The sequence below is a fragment of the Colwellia sp. MB3u-8 genome, assembly GCF_014076985.1.
Classification (GTDB): Bacteria; Pseudomonadota; Gammaproteobacteria; order Enterobacterales; family Alteromonadaceae; genus Cognaticolwellia.
In genome coordinates this window covers 161,067-182,066 of the sequence record NZ_JACGVA010000066.1, presented here as the reverse complement: position 1 = coordinate 182,066, position 21,000 = coordinate 161,067, and the positions used below count along the sequence as shown (strand labels likewise).

Annotated in this window: 25 protein-coding genes; 11 read left to right on the top strand and 14 right to left on the bottom strand. The window is 39.5% G+C overall.

What is annotated here, in order from left to right; all coding sequences use genetic code 11:
• Positions 1 to 118 precede the first annotated feature (118 nt).
• From H4J54_RS11995 to H4J54_RS11980, 4 genes are all read left to right on the top strand, one after another.
• Positions 119 to 340 carry a DUF2788 domain-containing protein gene (locus H4J54_RS11995; RefSeq protein WP_182136116.1) on the top strand — a complete coding sequence of 74 codons (222 nt, stop codon included), beginning with the start codon at positions 119 to 121 and terminating at the stop codon, positions 338 to 340.
• A 12-nt stretch (positions 341 to 352) separates the two neighbouring features.
• The gene (gene ybfE / locus H4J54_RS11990; protein ID WP_182191098.1) at positions 353 to 640 is read left to right on the top strand and encodes a LexA regulated protein; all 288 of its coding nucleotides are present in this window, start codon (positions 353 to 355) and stop codon (positions 638 to 640) included.
• Positions 641 to 663: 23 nt separating this feature from the next.
• Complete coding sequence (fldA, locus tag H4J54_RS11985; RefSeq protein ID WP_182191097.1) at positions 664 to 1,191, top strand: flavodoxin FldA; 528 nt, start codon at positions 664 to 666, stop codon at positions 1,189 to 1,191.
• A 627-nt stretch (positions 1,192 to 1,818) separates the two neighbouring features.
• Positions 1,819 to 2,583 (top strand): ABC transporter substrate-binding protein, encoded by a 765-nt coding sequence (locus H4J54_RS11980; protein ID WP_182191096.1) that lies wholly within the window; start codon positions 1,819 to 1,821, stop codon positions 2,581 to 2,583.
• A 250-nt stretch (positions 2,584 to 2,833) separates the two neighbouring features.
• Here H4J54_RS11980 and H4J54_RS11975 read toward each other — a convergent pair whose 3' ends face one another.
• Positions 2,834 to 3,607: a sulfite exporter TauE/SafE family protein gene (locus H4J54_RS11975; protein WP_182191095.1), complete on the bottom strand. Its 774-nt coding sequence runs from the start codon at positions 3,605 to 3,607 to the stop codon at positions 2,834 to 2,836.
• Positions 3,608 to 3,927: 320 nt separating this feature from the next.
• Here H4J54_RS11975 and hflX point away from each other — a divergent pair, with 320 nt between their 5' ends.
• The gene (gene hflX / locus H4J54_RS11970) at positions 3,928 to 5,292 is read left to right on the top strand and encodes a GTPase HflX (RefSeq protein ID WP_182191094.1); all 1,365 of its coding nucleotides are present in this window, start codon (positions 3,928 to 3,930) and stop codon (positions 5,290 to 5,292) included.
• Between the two features lie 499 nt (positions 5,293 to 5,791).
• Here the strand turns inward: hflX and H4J54_RS11965 are convergent, their stop codons facing one another.
• The 4 genes from H4J54_RS11965 to H4J54_RS11950 all read right to left on the bottom strand — a co-directional run bounded on the left by H4J54_RS11965 (position 5,792) and on the right by H4J54_RS11950 (position 10,066).
• Positions 5,792 to 7,141 carry a hypothetical protein gene (locus H4J54_RS11965; RefSeq protein WP_182191093.1) on the bottom strand — a complete coding sequence of 450 codons (1,350 nt, stop codon included), beginning with the start codon at positions 7,139 to 7,141 and terminating at the stop codon, positions 5,792 to 5,794.
• A 287-nt stretch (positions 7,142 to 7,428) separates the two neighbouring features.
• Entirely contained in the window at positions 7,429 to 8,775 is a 1,347-nt protein-coding gene (locus H4J54_RS11960; protein WP_182191092.1) for a hypothetical protein, read from the bottom strand.
• A gap of 14 nt (positions 8,776 to 8,789) precedes the next feature.
• Positions 8,790 to 9,314, bottom strand: a complete 525-nt coding sequence (locus H4J54_RS11955) for a hypothetical protein (RefSeq protein ID WP_182191091.1) — start codon at positions 9,312 to 9,314, stop codon at positions 8,790 to 8,792.
• 71 nt (positions 9,315 to 9,385) lie between these two features.
• Positions 9,386 to 10,066 (bottom strand): LPP20 family lipoprotein, encoded by a 681-nt coding sequence (locus H4J54_RS11950; protein WP_182191090.1) that lies wholly within the window; start codon positions 10,064 to 10,066, stop codon positions 9,386 to 9,388.
• A gap of 209 nt (positions 10,067 to 10,275) precedes the next feature.
• On the opposite strand from H4J54_RS11950, the gene H4J54_RS19485 reads away from it, so the two are divergent.
• The 4 genes from H4J54_RS19485 to H4J54_RS19790 are packed head-to-tail and all read left to right on the top strand — an operon-like array spanning position 10,276 to position 11,798.
• Positions 10,276 to 10,410 (top strand): hypothetical protein, encoded by a 135-nt coding sequence (locus tag H4J54_RS19485; RefSeq protein WP_259366927.1) that lies wholly within the window; start codon positions 10,276 to 10,278, stop codon positions 10,408 to 10,410.
• Positions 10,411 to 10,418: 8 nt separating this feature from the next.
• On the top strand, positions 10,419 to 10,997 hold the full coding sequence (locus tag H4J54_RS11945; protein WP_182191089.1) for a TraU family protein: 579 nt from the start codon (positions 10,419 to 10,421) through the stop codon (positions 10,995 to 10,997).
• Positions 10,976 to 11,455, top strand: coding sequence for a hypothetical protein (locus H4J54_RS11940; RefSeq protein ID WP_182191088.1), 480 nt, complete (start codon positions 10,976 to 10,978; stop codon positions 11,453 to 11,455). The genes H4J54_RS11945 and H4J54_RS11940 overlap by 22 nt, the downstream gene beginning before the upstream one ends.
• Positions 11,412 to 11,798, top strand: coding sequence for a CFI-box-CTERM domain-containing protein (locus tag H4J54_RS19790; RefSeq protein WP_404851901.1), 387 nt, complete (start codon positions 11,412 to 11,414; stop codon positions 11,796 to 11,798). Before H4J54_RS11940 ends, H4J54_RS19790 begins: the two co-directional genes overlap by 44 nt.
• Positions 11,799 to 11,843: 45 nt before the next feature.
• On the opposite strand, the gene H4J54_RS11935 is transcribed toward H4J54_RS19790, so the two are convergent.
• Both H4J54_RS11935 and H4J54_RS11930 read right to left on the bottom strand, forming a co-directional pair.
• The gene (locus tag H4J54_RS11935) at positions 11,844 to 12,176 is read right to left on the bottom strand and encodes a hypothetical protein (RefSeq protein WP_182191087.1); all 333 of its coding nucleotides are present in this window, start codon (positions 12,174 to 12,176) and stop codon (positions 11,844 to 11,846) included.
• 159 nt (positions 12,177 to 12,335) lie between these two features.
• Entirely contained in the window at positions 12,336 to 12,776 is a 441-nt protein-coding gene (locus H4J54_RS11930) for an outer membrane beta-barrel protein (RefSeq protein WP_310650081.1), read from the bottom strand.
• Here H4J54_RS11930 and H4J54_RS19695 point away from each other — a divergent pair.
• On the top strand, positions 12,715 to 13,086 hold the full coding sequence (locus H4J54_RS19695; RefSeq protein WP_310650768.1) for a hypothetical protein: 372 nt from the start codon (positions 12,715 to 12,717) through the stop codon (positions 13,084 to 13,086). The genes H4J54_RS11930 and H4J54_RS19695 overlap by 62 nt on opposite strands.
• Before the next feature lie 205 nt (positions 13,087 to 13,291).
• On the opposite strand, the gene H4J54_RS11925 is transcribed toward H4J54_RS19695, so the two are convergent.
• Positions 13,292 to 13,747 carry a DUF4442 domain-containing protein gene (locus H4J54_RS11925; protein WP_182191086.1) on the bottom strand — a complete coding sequence of 152 codons (456 nt, stop codon included), beginning with the start codon at positions 13,745 to 13,747 and terminating at the stop codon, positions 13,292 to 13,294.
• Between the two features lie 211 nt (positions 13,748 to 13,958).
• Here H4J54_RS11925 and fur point away from each other — a divergent pair, with 211 nt between their 5' ends.
• Positions 13,959 to 14,402, top strand: coding sequence for a ferric iron uptake transcriptional regulator (gene fur / locus H4J54_RS11920; RefSeq protein WP_182191085.1), 444 nt, complete (start codon positions 13,959 to 13,961; stop codon positions 14,400 to 14,402).
• 189 nt (positions 14,403 to 14,591) lie between these two features.
• On the opposite strand, the gene H4J54_RS11915 is transcribed toward fur, so the two are convergent.
• From H4J54_RS11915 to H4J54_RS11890, 6 genes are all read right to left on the bottom strand, one after another.
• Positions 14,592 to 15,701, bottom strand: a complete 1,110-nt coding sequence (locus tag H4J54_RS11915) for a HupE/UreJ family protein (RefSeq protein ID WP_182191084.1) — start codon at positions 15,699 to 15,701, stop codon at positions 14,592 to 14,594.
• A 54-nt stretch (positions 15,702 to 15,755) separates the two neighbouring features.
• Positions 15,756 to 16,898 carry a lipopolysaccharide assembly protein LapB gene (locus H4J54_RS11910; RefSeq protein WP_182191083.1) on the bottom strand — a complete coding sequence of 381 codons (1,143 nt, stop codon included), beginning with the start codon at positions 16,896 to 16,898 and terminating at the stop codon, positions 15,756 to 15,758.
• A 36-nt stretch (positions 16,899 to 16,934) separates the two neighbouring features.
• The gene (locus H4J54_RS11905; protein WP_182191082.1) at positions 16,935 to 17,477 is read right to left on the bottom strand and encodes an Ig-like domain-containing protein; all 543 of its coding nucleotides are present in this window, start codon (positions 17,475 to 17,477) and stop codon (positions 16,935 to 16,937) included.
• An 11-nt stretch (positions 17,478 to 17,488) separates the two neighbouring features.
• Positions 17,489 to 19,042, bottom strand: coding sequence for a DUF4331 domain-containing protein (locus tag H4J54_RS11900; protein WP_404851904.1), 1,554 nt, complete (start codon positions 19,040 to 19,042; stop codon positions 17,489 to 17,491).
• Between the two features lie 586 nt (positions 19,043 to 19,628).
• On the bottom strand, positions 19,629 to 20,327 hold the full coding sequence (locus tag H4J54_RS11895; protein WP_182191080.1) for an anti-sigma factor domain-containing protein: 699 nt from the start codon (positions 20,325 to 20,327) through the stop codon (positions 19,629 to 19,631).
• Positions 20,324 to 20,854: a sigma-70 family RNA polymerase sigma factor gene (locus H4J54_RS11890; RefSeq protein ID WP_182191079.1), complete on the bottom strand. Its 531-nt coding sequence runs from the start codon at positions 20,852 to 20,854 to the stop codon at positions 20,324 to 20,326. The genes H4J54_RS11895 and H4J54_RS11890 overlap by 4 nt, the downstream gene beginning before the upstream one ends.
• Positions 20,855 to 21,000: the final 146 nt, after the last annotated feature.

The window sequence follows — 21,000 nt, the reverse complement described above, 5'->3', positions numbered from 1 at the left end:
ACTCATAGGCGCTAAAATAGCAAAATAATGCTGGCAAAGTGGTTACCCAGGTAACAAAAATAATGTCTTTAAAAGCCGTAATATGCTATAGTGCGCCCTGAAAATTTTAGGGTTAAATATGTTAGCAGAACACTTCGAATTAATTGAAACCATTGGGCTAAATTTATTTTTTGCTTTTATCTTTATTTTCATTGGCTTATCAATGCATGATGTGATGAAAAAAAACGATGTACCTAAGATCGGAAAGATAGTTGTTTATTTTGTATTATTTTTAGGGTGTGCTGGATTTATCGCAAAAGGCATCATTCAGTTTATTTGGGAAAGCCAAGGCGTTGGGTAAGTAAGTAATAAGATGGCAAAAGAAGTAGCAGATTTAACGACCATTGACTTATTTAGCGATGAAAAGCGACCGGGGCGACCAAAAACGAACCCCCATTCACGCAGCGTGCAAGTAAAAATAAACAAACGCAATCAGGTCAAGCGCGATAAGAACAATGGCTTAAAGCGAATAGAGTTTAAATTACATCAAGATGTATATGAACGCTTAGACGCTTTAGCAAATGATAAAGGTGTTAGTCGAAGTGAATTAATAGAAGCCCTATTAGTTCAGTCGCTTGATACCAACGATATTAAAGTTTAGTTAGCTATAAAAAGGTTAAATTGATGGCAATTGTAGGTTTATTTTTCGGAAGTGACACAGGTAACACCGAAGCCGTAGGCAAAATGATCCAAAAAAAATTGGGTAAAAGCCTTGTCGATGTTAGAGATATCGCCAAAAGTACCAAAGAAGAAATCGCTGAGTTCGATTTAATAATTTTAGGTATTCCTACCTGGTATTATGGCGAAAACCAATGTGATTGGGATGACTTCTTACCTGAATTAGAAGAAATTGATTTTACCGACAAACTCGTGGCTATTTTCGGTTTAGGCGATCAAGAAGATTACTCTGAGTACTTCTGTGATGCGATGGAACCATTGCGTGATATCGTGGAATCAAAGGGCGCGATTATGGTTGGTCACTGGCCAACCAAGGGTTATGAATTTGAAGCCTCTAAAGGCTTAGTTGACGAAAACACCTTCATAGGTTTATGTATTGATGAAGACCGTCAACCTGAACTAACCGCCGAGCGCGTCGATACTTGGGTTAAACAAATTTACGATGAACTATGTTTAGCTGAGTTAGCAGACTAACGCTTTAACCGTAAACTACATTGTATTGAAAAAGCCAGCGGTTAGCTGGCTTTTTTGTTGCTATTATAGCTAATACCAATCTCACCATTATCTGATCATTTTTATTGGTTAAAACAACCCACTACTGCGTTATTTATTTAATAATTAGCACAACTAGTTATTAAAATAAATGCCTTATATTTGGCCATTTTCCCTGCGTATAAAGTAGACTACCTAATGAATGAAATTGATATAACAAAAGCGGTTATACGCTTGCAGCCAGCCATCTGTTTCAAGGTAAATACACCTGTAAGTTGTCATTGATGAAATCGACTTAATAGCTCAAACTTATTTTAGACAATCTCTTGTACGATTATATAAATCTAGGTATAAGCATATAAATTAATTTTTAACCCTGCATCTAAAAACAGCCTAGCAAACAAAAAATGCAGCCATAGTAGCGCATAAGCGCTTCAGAGAAAGGTAATGGCGGTTGTCTATCACTATAGTCCAAGGCACTTAATAGTTAGCACTTAGCAATGCTGCGCCTAATTAAGCTTATAATGATTTGATTTTAATAATTAAACTTAATTAATATCGTGAATTTTGCTATCATGATTTTCCGATGGTTTAGTACTGATGTTTCTAATGAAAATATTTATTTTAAAATCAATTTTGTTATTCTTTTTAGTGCTTCCTCAACTGAAGGCGTTTCAATCACCATCGGCAATTGAAAACATCACCTTTTATACGGAGATTTATCCGCCAGCCAATTATTTAATCAATGATGAACTCAAAGGCATTTCAGCAGATACGTTAAAAGCTATTTGGAAAAATTTAGACATACCTGAACAGGAAGTACTGTTAGTGCCATGGGCACGTGGCTATAAATTTACTTTAGATAAAAGTAATACCGCTTTATTTACTGTGTCTAAAACTCAACCACGTGAAAAGCTATTTAAATGGGTTGGGCCTTTTTTTCATTCTAATCATGTCTTATTTGCCAAAAAATCAAAAAACTTTAATTTTTCCAACTTACAGCAAGTGTTTAATCATACTGTGGTAGCGGTAAAGGATGATATTTCCGGTATTTCGCTGCGTAAAATGGGTTTTCCTGCGTCTAGTCTTGCAGAAATTTCACAACTAGAACAAGCCTTTTTGTTGATGCAATCAGGTCGTGTAGACATGATGGTTACCTCTATTCATGCTTTTGAGCATTTAGCGAAAAAAAGCAACTTAAGTACTAATGCCTATGAACAAGTTTGGCAGGTCAACAAAACAGGTAATTACTTGGCATTTAATATCAATACACCCGATCACATAATACAAAGCTACCAGCGAGCCTTTGATAATATTGCTAAGCAGCGATTAACGATTAAACAACAATATGACTTATCTCCAGCTGAGTACTAATTAGCACGTTTTTTAGCTATAAAAGGACGTTAGTGATAATAATTTTTTTTCAGCTACTAATTTTCATGGTTAAAAGTGACTTGGCCAGTCTCCTCTAAAAAAGCCTTACCTGATCAGGTATAAGATAAGTATTTCAGCAAACGACTTACCTTGATTCAAGCTCGGTTTATCCTTGTTACTGGCTGGCAGTGTTGTAGCATAACAATGCTGTCCTCTGTTAACAGTTAACAGTTAACAGTCACTGTCACTGTTAAGCTAAATAAGTCGCAAAAAAGAAATATAATGTCGTCGCAACACTGATCACAATAACAAAACCTCTAACCTGCTTTTGTGGTAGTTTGCGTGATATATTCGCCGCCATATAACCTCCTACTAACGTGCCACATAACAAAATAGTACCTTCATACCAAACAATAAGGTCATTATAAATAAACAAGGCGATGGCAATTAATGACACGGCCGCTGACACTAATAATTTCAATCCATTCATTACATTGATGTTGGTATAGCCCGCTAATGCTAAATAGCTGAGTATAATAATACCCAATCCCGCGTTAAAAAAACCGCCATAAATAGACACGCCCAAGAGTAGTATTAACAGTAAACCCCCACCGATAGCAGATGCGTGTTGGTGCTTAGTCGCTATTTTTTTAAATCCTGCATTCAGCTGAGCACCAAAAATAAACAGTACAGTGGCAAATAATAACAACCAAGGAATAGCGACTCGAAATAGTACTTCTGAGGTTTGCAGCAAGAGCCAAGCACCAAAAACACCCCCCATTAAACTAATAACGATGATGAGCAAGAGTTCATCTTTATGCGCAGCAAGCTCTTTTCGAAAGGCATAAGTGCCGCTCATATAACCGGCGCACGACGCAAAAGTATTGGTCGCATTAGCCATAATAGGAGGAATACCGACAAAAATAAGCGCGGGAAAGGTAATAAAACTTCCACCGCCGGCAATTGAGTTAACAACTCCACCAAAAAAACCGGCAAGAAACAAAAACATTAATTCAAATGACATGATGAATAATAAGCCTATAAAGATGAAAATGGGTTAAACGGTAGCATATTTTATTTCAGCCCCGCAGTTACTGGCAAGTAAAATACTTGTATGATGTTCAATCCTAACCTGATTTCATCCATTTGAATATTATATATAATGACTGTTTGACTAATGCTTGACTACAGTTTCATCACTGAATAATAGAAATTATCGACAATTTTTCGCTAACAACAATTTAGTCTACTATTACTCTATAAAGCTTACCTATAACAGCGTAGGATGAGGTAACTTTAGATATAAATTAGGGCTGCACTTAACGTGCACTAACATAAAAAATTATGCAACTAACAGCAAAAGCATCACTGACTAACGCGTTACTTATTTCTATTTGCACACCGAACTTTAAAGGTGATGAAGCAACCGAGTCACTTGCAGAGCTTGCCCGCTTAGTCACCACCTTAGGCTTTAAAGTCGTCGGTACACAATATCAAAAGCTGAGTTCTACCCAAAAAGTTAATGTACTCGGTTTAGGAAAACTGGCTGAAATAGCGCAACTCACCGGTAACAAGGGTGTGGTTGAAGGTTTAGAAGAGGATGAAGATTTAGAAGAAGCGGAATTCACCCTTAACCCTGTAAATGTTCCATCGGATAACCTACCGTTTGCCTGCGCTGATGTGGTGGTCTTTGATTGTGATTTAAGCCCATCTCAGCTACGTAATGTCGAGAATCAGTTAGGCGTAGAGGTGTTTGACCGTACTGGCATTATTATTGAAATATTTAGTCGCCATGCTCGGACCAAAACAGCGAAATTACAAGTTGAAATTGCTCGGCTTAATTATGTTGCACCGCGCCTTCGTGAAACATCAACGGGTGATAAAGAACGTCAAATGGGTAAAGGCGCTGGTGAAACCACACTAGAGCTAAACCGCCGTGCAGTTCGCGACCAATTAGCCGAACTCAAGCGTGAGTTAGTCAGTGTTCAAGACGAAATGAAAGGCCGACGTAGCCAACGTTCTGAGCTTTTTTGTGTCGCTTTAGTGGGTTATACCAATGCCGGCAAGTCATCCATGATGCGAGCCATAACCGGTAGTGATGTCGAAGGTGAAAACAAACTTTTTGCCACCCTTGACACCACAGTTCGTGCCTTATATCCCATCACTCAACCGCGAATATTAGTGTCAGATACTGTCGGTTTTATTAAAAAATTACCACACGATTTAGTCGCCTCATTTCATTCCACTTTAGCAGAAGCTCATGATGCATCATTATTGCTGTATGTGGTTGATGCTGCCGATCCTTCATTTCGTGCACAACTCGATGTCGTGCATGACGTATTAGAAGAAGTGGGTGTTGAAGACAGTAAGAAATTACTGGTACTCAACAAATCAGATCAACTGAGCCTTGAGCAACAACAAGCGCTGATGGAAGAGTTCCCTGATGCTATGATGACTTCAACCCGTAATCCCGCTGATATCAGTAAATTGCATAAATATATTGTTGGCGTTGCACAGGACGAGATGATTGAAGACGAAGTTATTATCCCCTATACCGCTAAAGGTATCATAGGTGAAATTCGTGCTAATATGAGTGTTATTAAAGAAGAATATGAGTACAGCCATATTAAGCTTACCGTACGTTCAAATGCGATCGATTTAGAAAGATTAAAAAAGAGCATGCTAGGTTTATCAACTGATGACTCATAAAGCATAAGTCCTCAGGCTAAGTCGTAAATGCTAGTGCATCCACGGCACAGTAATTAACTGTTATCACGGGAACACATTAAGCCATGTGTTCCCGTTTTTTGTCTACTAATCAACATAAAGCTCACGCCTTACTTTACCTTAGCCGACTTATTAGCATAAATGATTGAAATTTTAACCTCAAGTCTGAGTCACTTTACGGCCATTATTACGTTGATTTTTTTCTGCGAATATAGAGTTTTCTATTGAGCTTAGCGACAGTTTCGCCTTGCGCGGTCTGGGTCAAAATATCGGCATTTTATCAATTTAGACATTACTCTATATAGATGCGTCGCAGGCGATTCTTGCTAGTTTAAAATAACCAACAAACCGTTCATGAGGTGACCAGGATGAAAAAATTACAACACTGAATTGGAGATGCAGCTAGGGAGATTCTATAGTGGCAATGAGGCGATGGGATAGGCAAATACCCCACCGCGAAGATGTTCAATCCAATATTTTGCTAAAATCTTTTTTTATAAACAGACCGCTCTGACACAACTTCTCTGATTTCGAAATAGGTATCTACCAACAAATCCTCACCAATTGGCACCTCAAAACTTAGTGTTGACGACCTCCTATAACCACGACTTTTAAAACCTATTCCCTTACCAGACAACACAGTATTTCTGTCAAATTCATAATTAAAACAAAGTATATCGTCATATTCCTTGAGACCCTGGATTGGGCCACCTTCATGACAACGACTTTTATAGCCACCACCAAATATTTTGTGAGTTTTACGCTTAGTATAGCTCTTATCTGACCGAACTTCCATAGGCATGACAATTGGGTATTCCTTCACCAAACCATTAACATTAACTACGTATATAACACTATAGCTCCTAGCTGCCGCAGCAATAGGTGAGAGGTCCAACCGAAAAGTCAAAATCTTTGTTCCAGGTATGTCAGAAAGCTCTTGTCGCCCGTAAGAATCCGTCATCATCTCAGAAAGCAATGACTTAGCAATCGAATCAGCAGGTGCTTCAAGCCTAGGAGCAACCACCACCTCAACTAACTTTGTAACCGGATTTAAGGTTTTAACAACATTAACAGAATATTTCATCAACCCAAGCAACTCAGTCAGTCGCTTTAAATAAACTGCATCAGCATCCCTAATCTTTTTTTCAAGCACTTCAAACTCTCTCGCCACATCATCTCCGTCATAAAAATAAGACGTATTGTGCGCGGTACTAACGGCTTCACCATAGATCAAAGCTAAATCTGCTATCTCTTTATTTATATAAAACAGACGTCTATCCAGCTTTGGAGGACTCGTTCCTTCAGCGACCTCTTTACTTAATTTCACCACTAGCGCTTCTTTCAATTTTAAGGCTTTATTAAGAAGAAAAGCACTTTTTTTGAGCGCCAGAATCCTCTCTTTATACTCAGAACTCTGCAAGTATCGCTTAATAGCCGCTGCTAATTGGGTTTTTTGAGTTGACGCGACGATATCAACCTTAGCAACCATCTGACCACCAATAGACTCAATAGACTTATGTTTAACAACATAAGTTGAGATTGAAGCAGCAATACTTGCAACGATCTCTTTCTTTTCACCTGTACTTGAGTCTTTTATATTCAAAACCTCATAGTACTGTCCTGACACTCTTGCAGCGTCAGCCTTTGCAATTCTTTCCGCCTGCAAGTAAGCATTAGCGAGGGTGTCTGAAGACTGCATAACATATTCACCGTGGCCAGAGACAGTATCAACAGCAGAAGCACTTCGCTTATTACTGTCAATCTTCATTTCTTTAGCACTAGATGTTAAAACAAATGCACAGGATAAAAATAGGATCAGAATTGTTTTCATATATACCACCGGACTCAATTGGAGAGCAAGCCAACAGCTACACAAATTTCTTGCTTGCCATTAACACTTATAATAGATTCTTTGATTTTTTTGTTCGCAGGCAGGAGTCCCCGTGAATGTGTTTTAATTTCTATTTGTATTTTTTTCTCACTCCCATTATTTACGTACTTTTCTCTTGCTGAAACTCTTTGGCCACCACTCAACTTTTGGAATAATTGCAACCTTGCAATACTAGGCGATGGGATAGGCAAATACCCCACCGCGAAGATGTTCAATCCAATATTTTGCTAAAATCTTTTTTTATAAACAGACCGCTCTGACACAACTTCTCTGATTTCAAAATAGGTGTCTACCAACAAATCCTCACCAATTGGCACTTCAAAACTCAGTGTATTGTCCCGCTTGTAACCCCGACTATTAAAAGTTATTACCTCTCCAGTCAGCACAGTGTATCTATTAAATTTATAATTAAAACAAAGGATTTCGTCATATCCCTTACTGGGTTGGTTATGAGCACTGGACTCGCAACGACTTCTATAATTCGCTCCTCCCCTACCAGGTTTCACACGACCAAATTGATCCTTTGTACTAGCGTTCTTAGGCATGACAATTGGGTATTCCTTCACCAAACCATTAACATTAACTACGTATATAACACTATAGTTCCTAGCTGCTACAGCAATAGGTGAGAGGTCCAACTGAAAAGCCAACATTTTTGTTCGACCTTTCTCAGAAAGATCTTCTCGCCAGTAACTATCCACCCCCATCTCAGGAAGCAATGACTCAGCAATCGTATAAGTAGGTGCTATAAACCAACTCCAAACATCCACATCAATCAATTGCGTAATTGGATTTATTTTCTTATCAATCTCAACAGAATACGTCATCAACCCGAGCAGCTCAGTCAGTCGCTTTAAATAAATTGCATCCGATTTCTTAAGTGTTTTTTTAAGTTTTTCAAACTCTCTTGCCGATTCATCTCCGTCATAAAAATAAGACGTATTGTGTGCGCTACTAACGGATTCACCATAGATCAAAGCCAAATCTGCTATCTCTTTATTCATATAAAACAGACGTCTATCCAGCTTTGGAGGACTCGTTCCTTCAGCGACCTCTTTACTTAATTTCACCACTAACGCTTCTTTCAATTTTAAGGCCTTATTCAGAAGAAAAGCACTTTTTTTGAGCGCCAGAATCCTCTCTTTATACTCAGAACTCTGCAAGTATCGCTTAATAGCTGCTGCTAATTGGGTTTTTTGAGTTGACGCGACGATATCAACCTTAGCAACCATCTGACCACCAATAGACTCAATAGACTTATGTTTAACAACATAAGTTGAGATTGAAGCAGCAATACTTGCAACGATCTCTTTCTTTTCACCTGTACTTGAGTCTTTTATATTCAAAACCTCATAGTACTGTCCTGACACTCTTGCAGCGTCAGCCTTTGCAATTCTTTCCGCCTGCAAGTAAGCATTAGCGAGGGTGTCTGAAGACTGCATAACATATTCACCGTGGCCAGAGACAGTATCAACAGCAGAAGCACTTCGCTTATTACTGTCAATCTTCATTTCTTTAGCACTAGATGTTAAAACAAATGCACAGGATAAAAATAGGATCAGAATTGTTTTCATATATACCACCGGACTCAATTGGAGAGCAAGCCAACAGCTACACAAATTTCTTGCTTGCCATTAACACTTATAATAGATTCTTTGATTTTTTTGTTCGCAGGCAGGAGTCCCCGTGAATGTGTTTTAATTTCTATTTGTATTTTTTTCTCACTCCCATTATTTACGTACTTTTCTCTTGCTGAAACTCTTTGGTCACCACTCAACTTTTGGAATAATTGCAACCTTGCAACACCAATAGCATCAGCCCTAGCATCAATCTGCGATTGGTGATTAGCTGAACGTATAGGCTCACATGCTATACCGACAGGAAATTCATAATTAGAAGCAGGGTGCATCACCCATTGAGGATAAATATCACCTGCTATGCTTGATATTTCATTCCCTTTTCGGGCAATTGGCTTTTGAAAACCTTCATTAGACACCGAGTACTCATAGCGAGCTTCTGATTTTACAGCATCCAACTGCTTGTTGTGCAAAGCACCTCCCGCACAACCAATCAAAAAAAAACCCACGGAAAGGATAGATAAAAACGACTTCATACTGCACCTTAAAAACCCTTAAAAACATGGGTGGATACCACCCATAAAAGAAAGATTATAAACTTATATTTTTACAAAGAAGCCTTCTCTACCAACTGAGCAGCCTTTAAATCAGCGTTAGCCTGAATTTTTTTCGTTTCTGCTTCTTGACGCTGTTTTTTTAATTTATCAGCCTTTGCAATTCGAATCATCAACTCTGCTTGTGCACTTTGTGACTCTAACTCAAGATCTTTCGCAAAATCAGCACGACGCTGAGCTTCAGCCATTGCAGTTACAGGCAGGTAAGCACGAACGTAAAATACGTATTCATTCCCCTCATTTGACAACTCTTTACGGTCGAAACGAGTACCAGCAACATTCGATTCTTTTATAAAAGATTCAACTGTTGCTGTCATTGCTTTGCCCGCCAAACCATTTGCGCTTTTTGCAAATAGCTTTTCCTGGGATGAAATCAACTCAGAAACCTGCCCTCCGAGCTGCGCTTTGGCCTCAATACGCGCAATACGCATAGCCATAGTCATATCAGTACTCTTACCCTTAGCGACTGCGTAGAAGCCGTTTTCATCGTATGGAGTTTCATCTAAAAACCAATCAGGTACATTTGAAACAGAGTCTTCTACTAATTCGACCTCAGCCTCGTATTTATTACCCTGGTGTTCGGCGTACATCTCGCCAGCATTCTTAGTAGTGCCACAAGCCGACACCAAAGCCGACACAAACAATACTATTGACAATTTATTAATGTTTTTCATAATCTTTCTTCCTTTAAGTAATTATAACTGTTTAAGCCTCTGCTGAGACAACAGTAAAGATAATGATAAATTTCCCCATGTCAACCGCTATTTAATCGAATTCGTTATCTACTAGTTTATATAACGTTTACTAAACAATTCATTTTAAAGTTTTTGAAAGGGAAAGCATGTCCAAAAAACATTACAAACCATCGGGCGAAGAAGAGTATATGACACCAAAAATGGTATCGTATTTTGAAACATTACTAATTGGAGAGCAGTCATTACTAGAAGATAACATCAGAAAGCAAACATCGAAGCAACTTGCTCAATGTAAAAAAGCGATACAGGCAGTAAGTAAGTAACGATGAGTATGGCTACTGTAGCAGCCAACTTTGCGGTGAAGATATTGGTGGAGGGTTTGGGGTGCAAAAAGGTTGCTGGTATTAGCTTAACAGAGGACACGAATTTAGATCCCACCTTGAATGGTGAGTCAGAGGCCACGTTGTTCTTTTCTGGTATAACTCGTTTGCTTGGTTGCGTTGCTGGCACTGTCCTTTCGGCTGTGCATTGGCCTGCTAGTTATCTTCCTCAGTGTCATGGTACGTTTACTAATGGCTTCCCTTTTACTAATAAGGCGGTAGACCAGAATGGCCCTTCTCAAAATAATTACAAGCAAGTTGTTAATCATTTGCAAAGACAAGCGTCAAGATTTAAAGAATGGGTTACTATCGGCCCAACAGCTGAGTGTATATCTCATCCTTCTTACTTTATGATGAAGACTCAATATAAAATCAATCGAGTCTGGCCTATTAAGCAAAGAGGTAGCCAAACATATAACGTTGGTAATCCCCTTATTTTGAAGGATTTATATCCGGCAAACCTGTTAGGGTTAGCCGATGGTTCGTTTTTAATATGGAAGGGAATGCAATGTTGCGTATCACTACCTTAGTTTTGTCTTTAGCTTTAAGTTTAAGTGTTTGTGCCAATGCCGCTGATGTTGAGGTTAAAGGTCTTTTTAGGGCTTCAGACGCCTTGGTTTTAGATGTTGGAATTGATGGTCTTATAAGGCGGTCTTCTGAATTAGATATCGATGATTATAATCTTGGTGACTTGCGTGATGTCGTTGGTGCTGACTTGAAATCTAAGTTCGATGTTAAAAGTGTAATGAAAGGTTTTGGGGATATTGTCAAGGACGGTGAAAATTTTGATAAAATGAATCCAATCCAGCTTGCCTCTGGTATTGCTAATTTGGATGCTGCTTTAGAGAGGGAGGAGGTATTGAATTTCCTAGGCGTTTCTGAGATGAAAAGTCATTTGTATGTGTTCGTTAGCTACTCTATGTCCGAAGGAATGATAAAGTCATATGCTCGTGAGGCTATGTGGTCAGGCGCTATTTTGGTTGTGTGAAGATAGGAGGTATTTTCTTGCTACATATTTATATGGCCCGCAGGATGAAAGAACAGTAAGGCTCCGAGTTTTCAGGGATATTGTGGTGAACCAAAGCGCTTTAGGTCGAAGAGTTGTTCAGTTCTACTACTGTATGTCGCCTTTATTAATTTCGGTTTGCAAGGTTAGTTATAAATACAAAAAGATTAAGGCAGGAAGTAAAAAGCGTTTATATGGCAAGTGTATGAAATTCATCACACAGGCAAAAAAGATTAAATCAGGTAAGCGTTTATCAACCTCTGTAAAGAAAGTGAAATGTAGGGTATGTCCTTATGTGAGCTCGTGTGTAAAATCAAGGGCATAAAAAAAGACCTCGCGAGGTCTTTTTTTAATATCAATTAATAGTAATTTACTTTTTCTTGTAATATAAAAACATACCTGATTCTCTAGCTGACATGCCAATGTATTGAAACTCTTCGGTTAATTGGTATTTGATATATTCATCGGCGGTTCTCCATTTGCTCACTGCGTACTCTCCAGGTTCACTTCCAAGTTCAGGTGAAATCTCGTCAGAGCACTGCTCGCCATTAACCCCAGAACGATCACAAAAATGAGTAATGCCGTTTATTCTTTTCCACTTCTGTTCGGTAATAGAGATAAACCCATCGGCAGCAAGATAATTTTGGGCAGTAGTGATGGTGCTAAGGCAAAGTGCGAGTAATAGTAATATTAATCTTTTCATGAAAACAATCTCGGAAAACGTAAAAGAGGTACCTCTTTTCTTAATTAAATCGATTATGCCTTTATTTTAATCTAAAATCCAGAAACTAGGAAAAATGGGACGACTTCTCAGGTGGTTGTTAGAGGCTACTCAAGTATAGCTTTTGAAGAAATGAGGTGGCTAAAGTGTGAGTTTATAGCCAATAGACCAAGAAGCTCCTTCTATTTTTGCTGATTTTATCTCTTGCTTGTACTCTATAAATACAGCGCTATTACGCGATAAAACATAACTACCTCCAACACCGCACCTATAGCCAAAGCTATTATGTTTTTCGTCTGTTATCAAATTAGAGGTTCTGAAATCTACATAGGTTAGTCCTAGTATGGCATAGGTGGCTATCTCATCGCTAATTGGGTACTCATATCTAGCATCTGTCGTTATTAAATACTTAAGTACTCTTTCCTTACCTGTTAGCAGGCCGGATGATTGTTCCATATCTTCTTCTTTAATCGCTGCGCCTATTGACGAGTGAAGTAGTAGGTTGTTGGAATAATACCAGTTGTATCCGCCTGAAAGTACATGGAAATTTGAAAATTTTTTTGCTTTGGTTTCTAGGTCAATTAGCGAATATTCAAATTCGACATTGCTGATGGAAGAGTTCCCTGATGCTATGATGACTTCAACCCGTAATCCCGCTGATATCAGTAAATTGCATAAATATATTGTTGGCGTTGCACAGGACGAGATGATTGAAGACGAAGTTATTATCCCCTATACCGCTAAAGGTATCATAGGTGAAATTCGTGCTAATATGAGTGTTATTAAAGAAGAATATGAGTACAGCCATATTAAGCTTACCGTACGTTCAAATGCGATCGATTTAGAAAGATTAAAAAAGAGCATGCTAGGTTTATCAACTGATGACTCATAAAGCATAAGTCCTCAGTCTAAGTCGTAAATGCTAGTGCATCCACGGCACAGTAATTAACGCTTCTCACGGGAACACATTAAGCCATGTGTTCCCGTTTTTTGTCTACTAATCAACATAAAACTCACGCCTTACTTTACCTTAGCCGACTTATTAGCATAAATGATTGAAATTTTAACCTCAAGTCTGAGTCACTTTACGGCTATTATTACGTTGATTTTTTTCTGCGAATATAGAGTTTTCTATTGAGCTTAGCGACAGTTTCGCCTTGCGCATCTTTTACATACACAGGAATTTCAGGCAAGTATTTCTCGCCTTGCGCGGTCTGGATCAAAATATCGGCAATCAAAGCATCGGTAATGATAAATTCTGCGGTTACTGTGCCCTTACCGGGTTTAATATAGTCGATGTCTGCTGACTTATCCCAAACGATATAATCGTTGCCCAATCGCGCCATCACCAATAACATGCAGAAGGGATCTGTCATTGCATATAACGAACCACCAAAATGTACACCAACCGCATTTTGGTTGAAGATGTTTAATTTTAAACGCACTTTGGCTTGACGAAAATCCTTTGAAACATCCACAACACGAATGCCGGTAAATAGAAATGGTGGCCAGATATTTAGTAATAATTTCATTTGCCAAGCTTTTTTAAACATAGGTTTTCCTCAAAAGTGGTATAAAAACGTGAGTGCTGATATCAAGGCTAAGGTTTATAACATCACACTCATCAGACCAGCAAAGTATTATGACGTTTTAAGCCAATAAAACCAACAAAACAGACAATCATTTACAACTAGCCCTTTCAACCAAGCTCATAACCCCCTATAATTTTCCCTATATTTAAAGCAGATGTAGAGACCAAAATTAATGCCTGAACAAAATGAAGAACTAAAAAGAGCTGGACTAAAAATTACTCTGCCGCGCATTAAAATTTTGGCCATTTTACAAAACCCCAATAACCAACACATCAGTGCTGAAGACGTATACAAACTTTTGCTTGAGCAAAATGAAGAGATTGGTTTGGCGACAGTATATCGCGTATTAAACCAGTTTGATGATGCCGGTATTGTCACTCGTCATCATTTTGAAGGTGGTAAATCAGTATTTGAACTAAGTCATAAGAAACACCATGATCACTTAGTGTGTTTGAATTGCGGTAAAGTGATTGAATTTGAAGACGATGTAATCGAACAACGCCAAGAAGACGTGGCAAAATTTCATAAAGTAAAATTGACCAATCACAGTTTATATTTGTATGGCGAATGTGAAGACGAAGTAGCGTGCGAGAAATATCGTAAAGCGCAGTTTTAAAGCGCAGAAAAAACAACCAATAAAAAGCCCTAGTGATTAAGTTAGCTAGGGCTTTTTATTTTCAAGAAGAGCTGTCTATATAAAATAGACACTCAAGTTATCGCTCACTTAGTGATAATAAACTCTCTTTAAACAACTACCACCTAGGCTAACATCCAGCTAACGCAGCGCACTAAACGCTAATCAAACTCACCAACGCTCAATACTCCATTGCACCGCCATCAAGGCAATGAATAAAGAACCTACCGGCATCACACCTTTGCTATAGAAATTGGTCTTGCGCAGTAAAATCAATACCGGTAATAAAATAGCTAATATGGCTAACTGACCGATTTCCACGCCAAGATTAAAGGCTAATATACTCAGCAATTGTTGATCAGCGGGTAAACCTAACTCGCCTAATACGCCAGCAAAGCCCATACCGTGTAACAAACCAAAAGCAAAGGTTAACCAAGCTAAACGTAGTACTAGAGGCCAAATATTATTCAAGGCAGCAAATAAAACTGATAAAGCAATGCCAAGTTCCACCCAACGACTACTTGGGCTTAACCAGCCTAAAGCGGTTGCGGTTAATGTCAGCGAATGGGCTAAGGTAAATGCGCTAATAATCCATACCGTATTGGTCAAAATAACGTTAACACTGGTAATAGCTTGCCACTGCTTGTTTTTACGTTCTAGTACCGCCGGCAACAATAGTGCTAACAAGAATAAAATATGATCAATGCCGATCCAAATATGAATAATGCCTTGATAGACAAACTGCTTAAAGGTGGTCTGCCAACTTCCTTCACGTAAATCTATCGCTATTTGTCTGGTGCTATCATCCAAGACAAAGCTGTGCATATTGCTGCCATCACCAATGTTTAGCACCATTTCATGGCTACTATCTAAAGCAAATATCGCACTATATTTTATATTTAATGGCCCACTGATAGCACATTGCCCTGAAAAGTCAGTAACAGCAAAGGCTTCGTTAGCATGATCCTGTAATCGCTCTACCAGGTCAAAATGCAGGTTACATCTAAGCTTGTCTCGACTTAGTAATAAATTTTCTGCTAAATAACTGGCGATCTCAGCTTGGCGACTTTTTACTTCTCCCCAGGTTAACTCACCGTTGGCATTGAGATCTAAACCCACCGCCAATTCCAAATCAGTTAAACTCAATTGCCATTCGCCATTAATGCGACCCGTGTCGTCAATTTCAGCAATAATATAACTGGTGCTCAACTGATGAGCCGCCACAGTATTCGCTAATAAGAACGACAGTCCGATTAAGCCTATTTTTAACCACTGTTGCATATTTGATCTCACTACTGTTATGACTTAATGGAGAATAATGTTGATGGCTTATGCCTACGTTGCACTTTTAGACAAATTTTGTCTTGCCATTGCGCGGTCGAGTAAACGTTTATCTGGGCCTAATTTAGCTTGTTGCCAGTTAATTTTTGCCCAGTGCAGCGCTTTAATCGCATTAGGTGCAATATCTAAATAATAACGGGCAATGTCGGCGGCATGGGCTGTGTCATTGCGCTGCAAGCGTATTTCAATGCGCTGGCTTAGTCGCTGTTGCCACACTTGCTTGTCTAAATTACTGACTGAGCTACTGACTGAATTACTGGCTGAGCTACTGGCTAAATTACTAGCTGATTTACCTGCTTGCTCTGCCAAGGCTAAACGCAGTAATAATGCATCATCAAAACTGTCACTGGCCAGTACAATAGGCCCTAACTTATCTAATACAATGTTACCTTGTTGTCGCTCCAAATGAATATCAGCCCATAACGCCAAATAACTCACTGGCGCTTGTGCTAAAGGAAAATCTGACAAATGCTGAATTGCCTGCTCCAGTAACTGCTGGCGTTGGGCAAGATCAGCCAAAATTTGTTTAAGCCACACATGCTGTTTACGTGGAATGTCGCCCGCCATATTAACCACGCGTTGTAGTTGCTGATAGCTCTGGGCAACTTGTCCTTGTTCAGCATTAACTTCAAGTACACAAGCTGTGCTTAGCAAAAGACTGCCCTGCCCTAGCACTTGTAAACAGGCTCGTTTAGCCGCTACTAAATCACCTTGAACCATGTGAATATTGGCTTTCATTAGCCAAGCGGCGACATGATCAGGCTGATGCTGCAGTATTTCCAAAAGCAGTTGTTGTGCCTGATCAAATTCATGATAGTGCTGCAATACCGTAGCAGAGTAAAATTGTAATTCTAGATCATTAGGCGTCGCTAAAAGTAAGGGCTTAAGTAATGCGCTGGCGCGGCCATAATAGCGACTGGCTAAACCTGGTTTACTCGCGTCACTGATCAGTTGCGCGATAAACACTTTTGGTTGTTCTGCAGGTTGAGGCACAGTCCAACTGGCAAGGATACTTTGGTCTGATGGGGGTACATAACTTGCTGAATAGCCAAGGTGTGCGCTAGTTATGAAAACCAATACTAAAAAGTAGCTGGTGTAACGTCGCAAATAAATTAGTATTGGCATATTATTATCCATAAAAGGGCGCCTTCCATGGCGCAGTCAAACTTTATTTTACTGTGGAAGCAAGTCGTCGTATGCCGTTGGATCCTCAACATCTTGAGTAAACGCACGACCATTTACGGCCAAAGGTTTATCATTAGATTGCTGATTAAAGGCTGCACGACTCGTGCTGTTAAAAGATACTGTCAGCGCTTCAATAGTAATGTTAACTGTACCAGTAACCGCGGTATTTACGCCGTCAGTCACCGAAAAAGTAAAGCTGTCACTACCAGTGACTTCATTATTTGGCTGGTAAGTAAATCCACCATTGCCGCTAACAGTAACCACACCTAACATTGCCTGTTGATCAAGGCTAAAGCTTAAAGCGTCGCCATCTGCGTCAACTGCACTTAACATATCGGTGATCGGCGTTTCTGTTTGAGTAATCAAATCCACCGTTATGGTAGTAGGTGCCACATTGGCTGGCGCGCTTGGCGCTTCATAACCATCATTACAGCCAGCAAGTACCAGAGTGGTCGCTAAACTTAGCGCTATCACTTTGAGTTTAGGTGCTGCGATAATATGCGACGCTGTGTTGCGTTTATAATATTGCATTAAAGTACTCCTTATTCAGAACCGGGTAACGGCATAGCTAAATATGGGAAGCTAGTACCTGTCATAGATGCATCGCTAGGTGCGCCATCAGTAAAGGGGGCATTACCAACACTCGCATCTTCTGGCATACAAAAGCCTAAGTTAGTCGGCTCGCCATTCACTGGAATGTCATGACATAAAGCGCCCATGACTACACGAAGTGCAATATCAACTACATCATCTCCTGGGCGACGACCGTTTGGAAAACCCGCTAAATCGTTGCCAGCTACGCCGAATGCAGATTGCTCGCTAGCTGGCTTAGCAGGAATACCTGTATTTAAGCGCAACATTTCAGAACCCGTAACAATTGACTGTTGATTCACGCCTGCAACACCGGTCAAAAATGCCGCGATTAAATCAGTTCGTGGAAAGTTTGTTGGTGCCAGTGTTTCTAACTCAGTGCCAAGTCTAGTGTTTACCGCATCTTTAAACAGAATATTCAGTAACTCAGGTAACGTTGGGTGTGTGACATAATTGATAAACTGGCCATCATTACTGGGATGCGAAGTTGAAAATTTATCTTTATCTGCTAAGCCAATAACCAACTCGTTGACTAGCGGTGAACCCAAACGTGAAACCTGAGTCATTGCACCACCGTTCACTTCGGTGCTATCAAAACTCGCATTAGGATTCAAAATTCTTGCTTGCGGCAAACTTGCGCTAGTCCAACTACCAATAACACCATTACCTTCACCAATTAAACAAGCTGTTGGTACTTCAATAGCAATACTGGTGACGTTTTTATCCGCTAAATCATCATTCATTGATGACTGAGTAATACCGTCTGGAAAACCTTCTCCATCGCCATTACCACGTACACTGTCACCTTCAACAGGAACAAAGTTGACTAAATCAAATACCTTACCCAAGTTAACAGTAAATGCATCTTTACGCTGACCAACGAACACTTTAGCCGGGACATCACATCCAGGGATAGTTGCTGAGTAAACAAAGCTATCGGCGTAAGTTTTATACTCTGCGGCGCTGCCAAATGATTTAGTACCAATATAATCTAGTGGCTTGCGAAAACTTGTGCCGCCTGTGTCCATATTAGTAACATCAACCGTAGTGCCGGTGCGCATCGGGCCTGAAGTCATTTTAACCGTGTACTTTTCAGAGAAATTAGCTGCCCCTTGATTATCCGCCGTGATCTTACCCACATTCTTAAGCGGTACACCAACAGATATTTGTTCACCTTCTGGACCTACCATCAAGGCAATACCCGCATTGTCATTGCCTAGCATCTGACTAAAATTAAAACTAAAAGTAATATCTTCAACAGCATCGCCATCGCTGTCGATATGTATGTCATAAGTCGCAGCAGGATCCATTGCGAAATAGTTAGGTCCACCATAGGCATCTTGTAAAGGAATATAATTCGCAATTAGGGTAACGTAATCGCCACGCCCTGCTTCGTAACTATTGAATGAATAAAAATCTGTTGAATCTATTGTCGGCATGCGCGTAACATTAGGTGCTTCACGATGACTTGATGCTGTAACAGCTTGAGACAAGGTTGCACTCATAATTATCGAGGCAATAAGTGTTAATTTATATTTTTTCATGACGTTTCCTTTTTAATTTTATGATTCTTAATCGTACTTTTTTTAGACTTCATATAGTTAAACGATTGAGATTCAGTATTGGATGCAAAAAAAAGTCATCTTTTTTTAAATTAATTATTTTTCCAAGCGATTAATCAGCTTAAACACGCTAATCGGTCATATTTACTTACCCTATTAAAACGTGTCATAGCTTATGCACGGCTCTTATGCATCGCTCTTTGTACCGCAGCATCGCTATACTTTTATGCTCTTTTATTGATTATGTTATTCATTCAACCTAGGCAACTTAAGCAAATTAATTGACTATCGTAAGCTGATTTAAAGCTGACACAACTTGTACGAGCCGGTTAAACTTATGCTGTAATCCCGCTCAATATTTTTTAATGATTGACGATTTATCCAACACACTAATAACAGACCGCCAATGGGTAGATTTATTTTAGGGCAATAAAAAAAGTAAAAAAAAAGCGAAACTTGCGTTTCGCTTATCATCTTATTTAGAACAAATCATGCGGTAAGTGTAAACTCATTAGCGCTTATTAATAAACTAAAGCGTAACCAATTTAGAGGTATATAGCACGGTAGTAGGTGAACCATTAGGCGAGCCACCTAGAGGCTCTAAACTCACCGCCAAAGCAGCAATTTCAATTTGATCAAACAATTGAGGTTTACTTAAGGTCAATTTACCCGTTTTAGGTAATAAGCCTAAGGAGATAGGCGCTCTGCCATCTGCTGGTACTATCCATAATTGATAATCCGCATTAGCCTGCGCCACTAAGGTTTTAGTCGCTTGAATATCAATAGTGTCTTTGCTAATTTCTAGTGCCCATAACAGCTCAGTTTGTTCATTATTGACCAATGCGAGTTGCTGAGCATCAGGTGCTGATATGGGTTCAACATTGACTAATAATACCGCTAGCACCAAGGCAGCCGCTGACGCTAAACCCGCGATGCTTTGCCAGATTTTGGGCTTGGCCTGGGTTATCGACACAATATTATTTTTTTCTGGTTCAGTAACAAACCCTAGCTGCTGCTCGATGCGCAGCCAAACTGACACATCAGGTGTCACGGGTGGAATTTTTTCTCCTAAGCCATTTAGCTGCTGCTCCCAAGTGTGGGTTGCCTCGCTGATCGGCGGATGTTGCATCATTAATTTTTGAAAGCGCTGACGAGCAGGACCGCGTAAGGTACCTAATACGTATTCTGCAGCTAGCGCATTTTTGAGGTTTTCAGATAAATAATTCATGAGGTTAAGCAACTTTGTAAACTTGTAAGACCGCGTCTTATCCAGCTTTTAACAGTGCCCAAAGGGTTATTGAGGTGTTTAACCACCTCCTGATGGGAGCAGCCATTGAAGTAGGCCAAATAAATAGCCTGACGTTGTTGAAGATCAAGCTTTTGCAAGCATTTGTCTAGTAACCCTTGTTCCATGTCATGGGTTTTCTCGGGCGTATCTAAATCAAGGCTGTCTGGCTCAATTAATTCATCTTCTTTTCTAATTTTGTTATAGCGCAAAATATCTAACGCCCGATAACGCACTATGCTGATCATCCAAGTCAACACTGTGCCCTTGCCCACTCGGTATTCTGATGCATTATGCCAAATACGCACATAAGCCTCTTGCAAAGCTTCTTCAGCTAATTCTTTACGCGCTAACATTTTCAAGCTAACCGCATAAAGCTGTTTACTGGTGGTTTGGTAAAGCGCTGAAAACGCCTTTTTATCGCCTTGAGCTATAGCGCCAAGTAAGGCTAGGTGCTGTTCATGTTCCATTATTTATGGCTCTTTTTCTGTAAGAATAATTTACTGACAAGCCAAGATAGTATACTAACTGATGAGGATTTACCTACAACTCCATTTAGCCTCAACCGAGAAACTCCTTTTAAAAAAACCTAAAAACGCCCGATTGGAAAATAAAT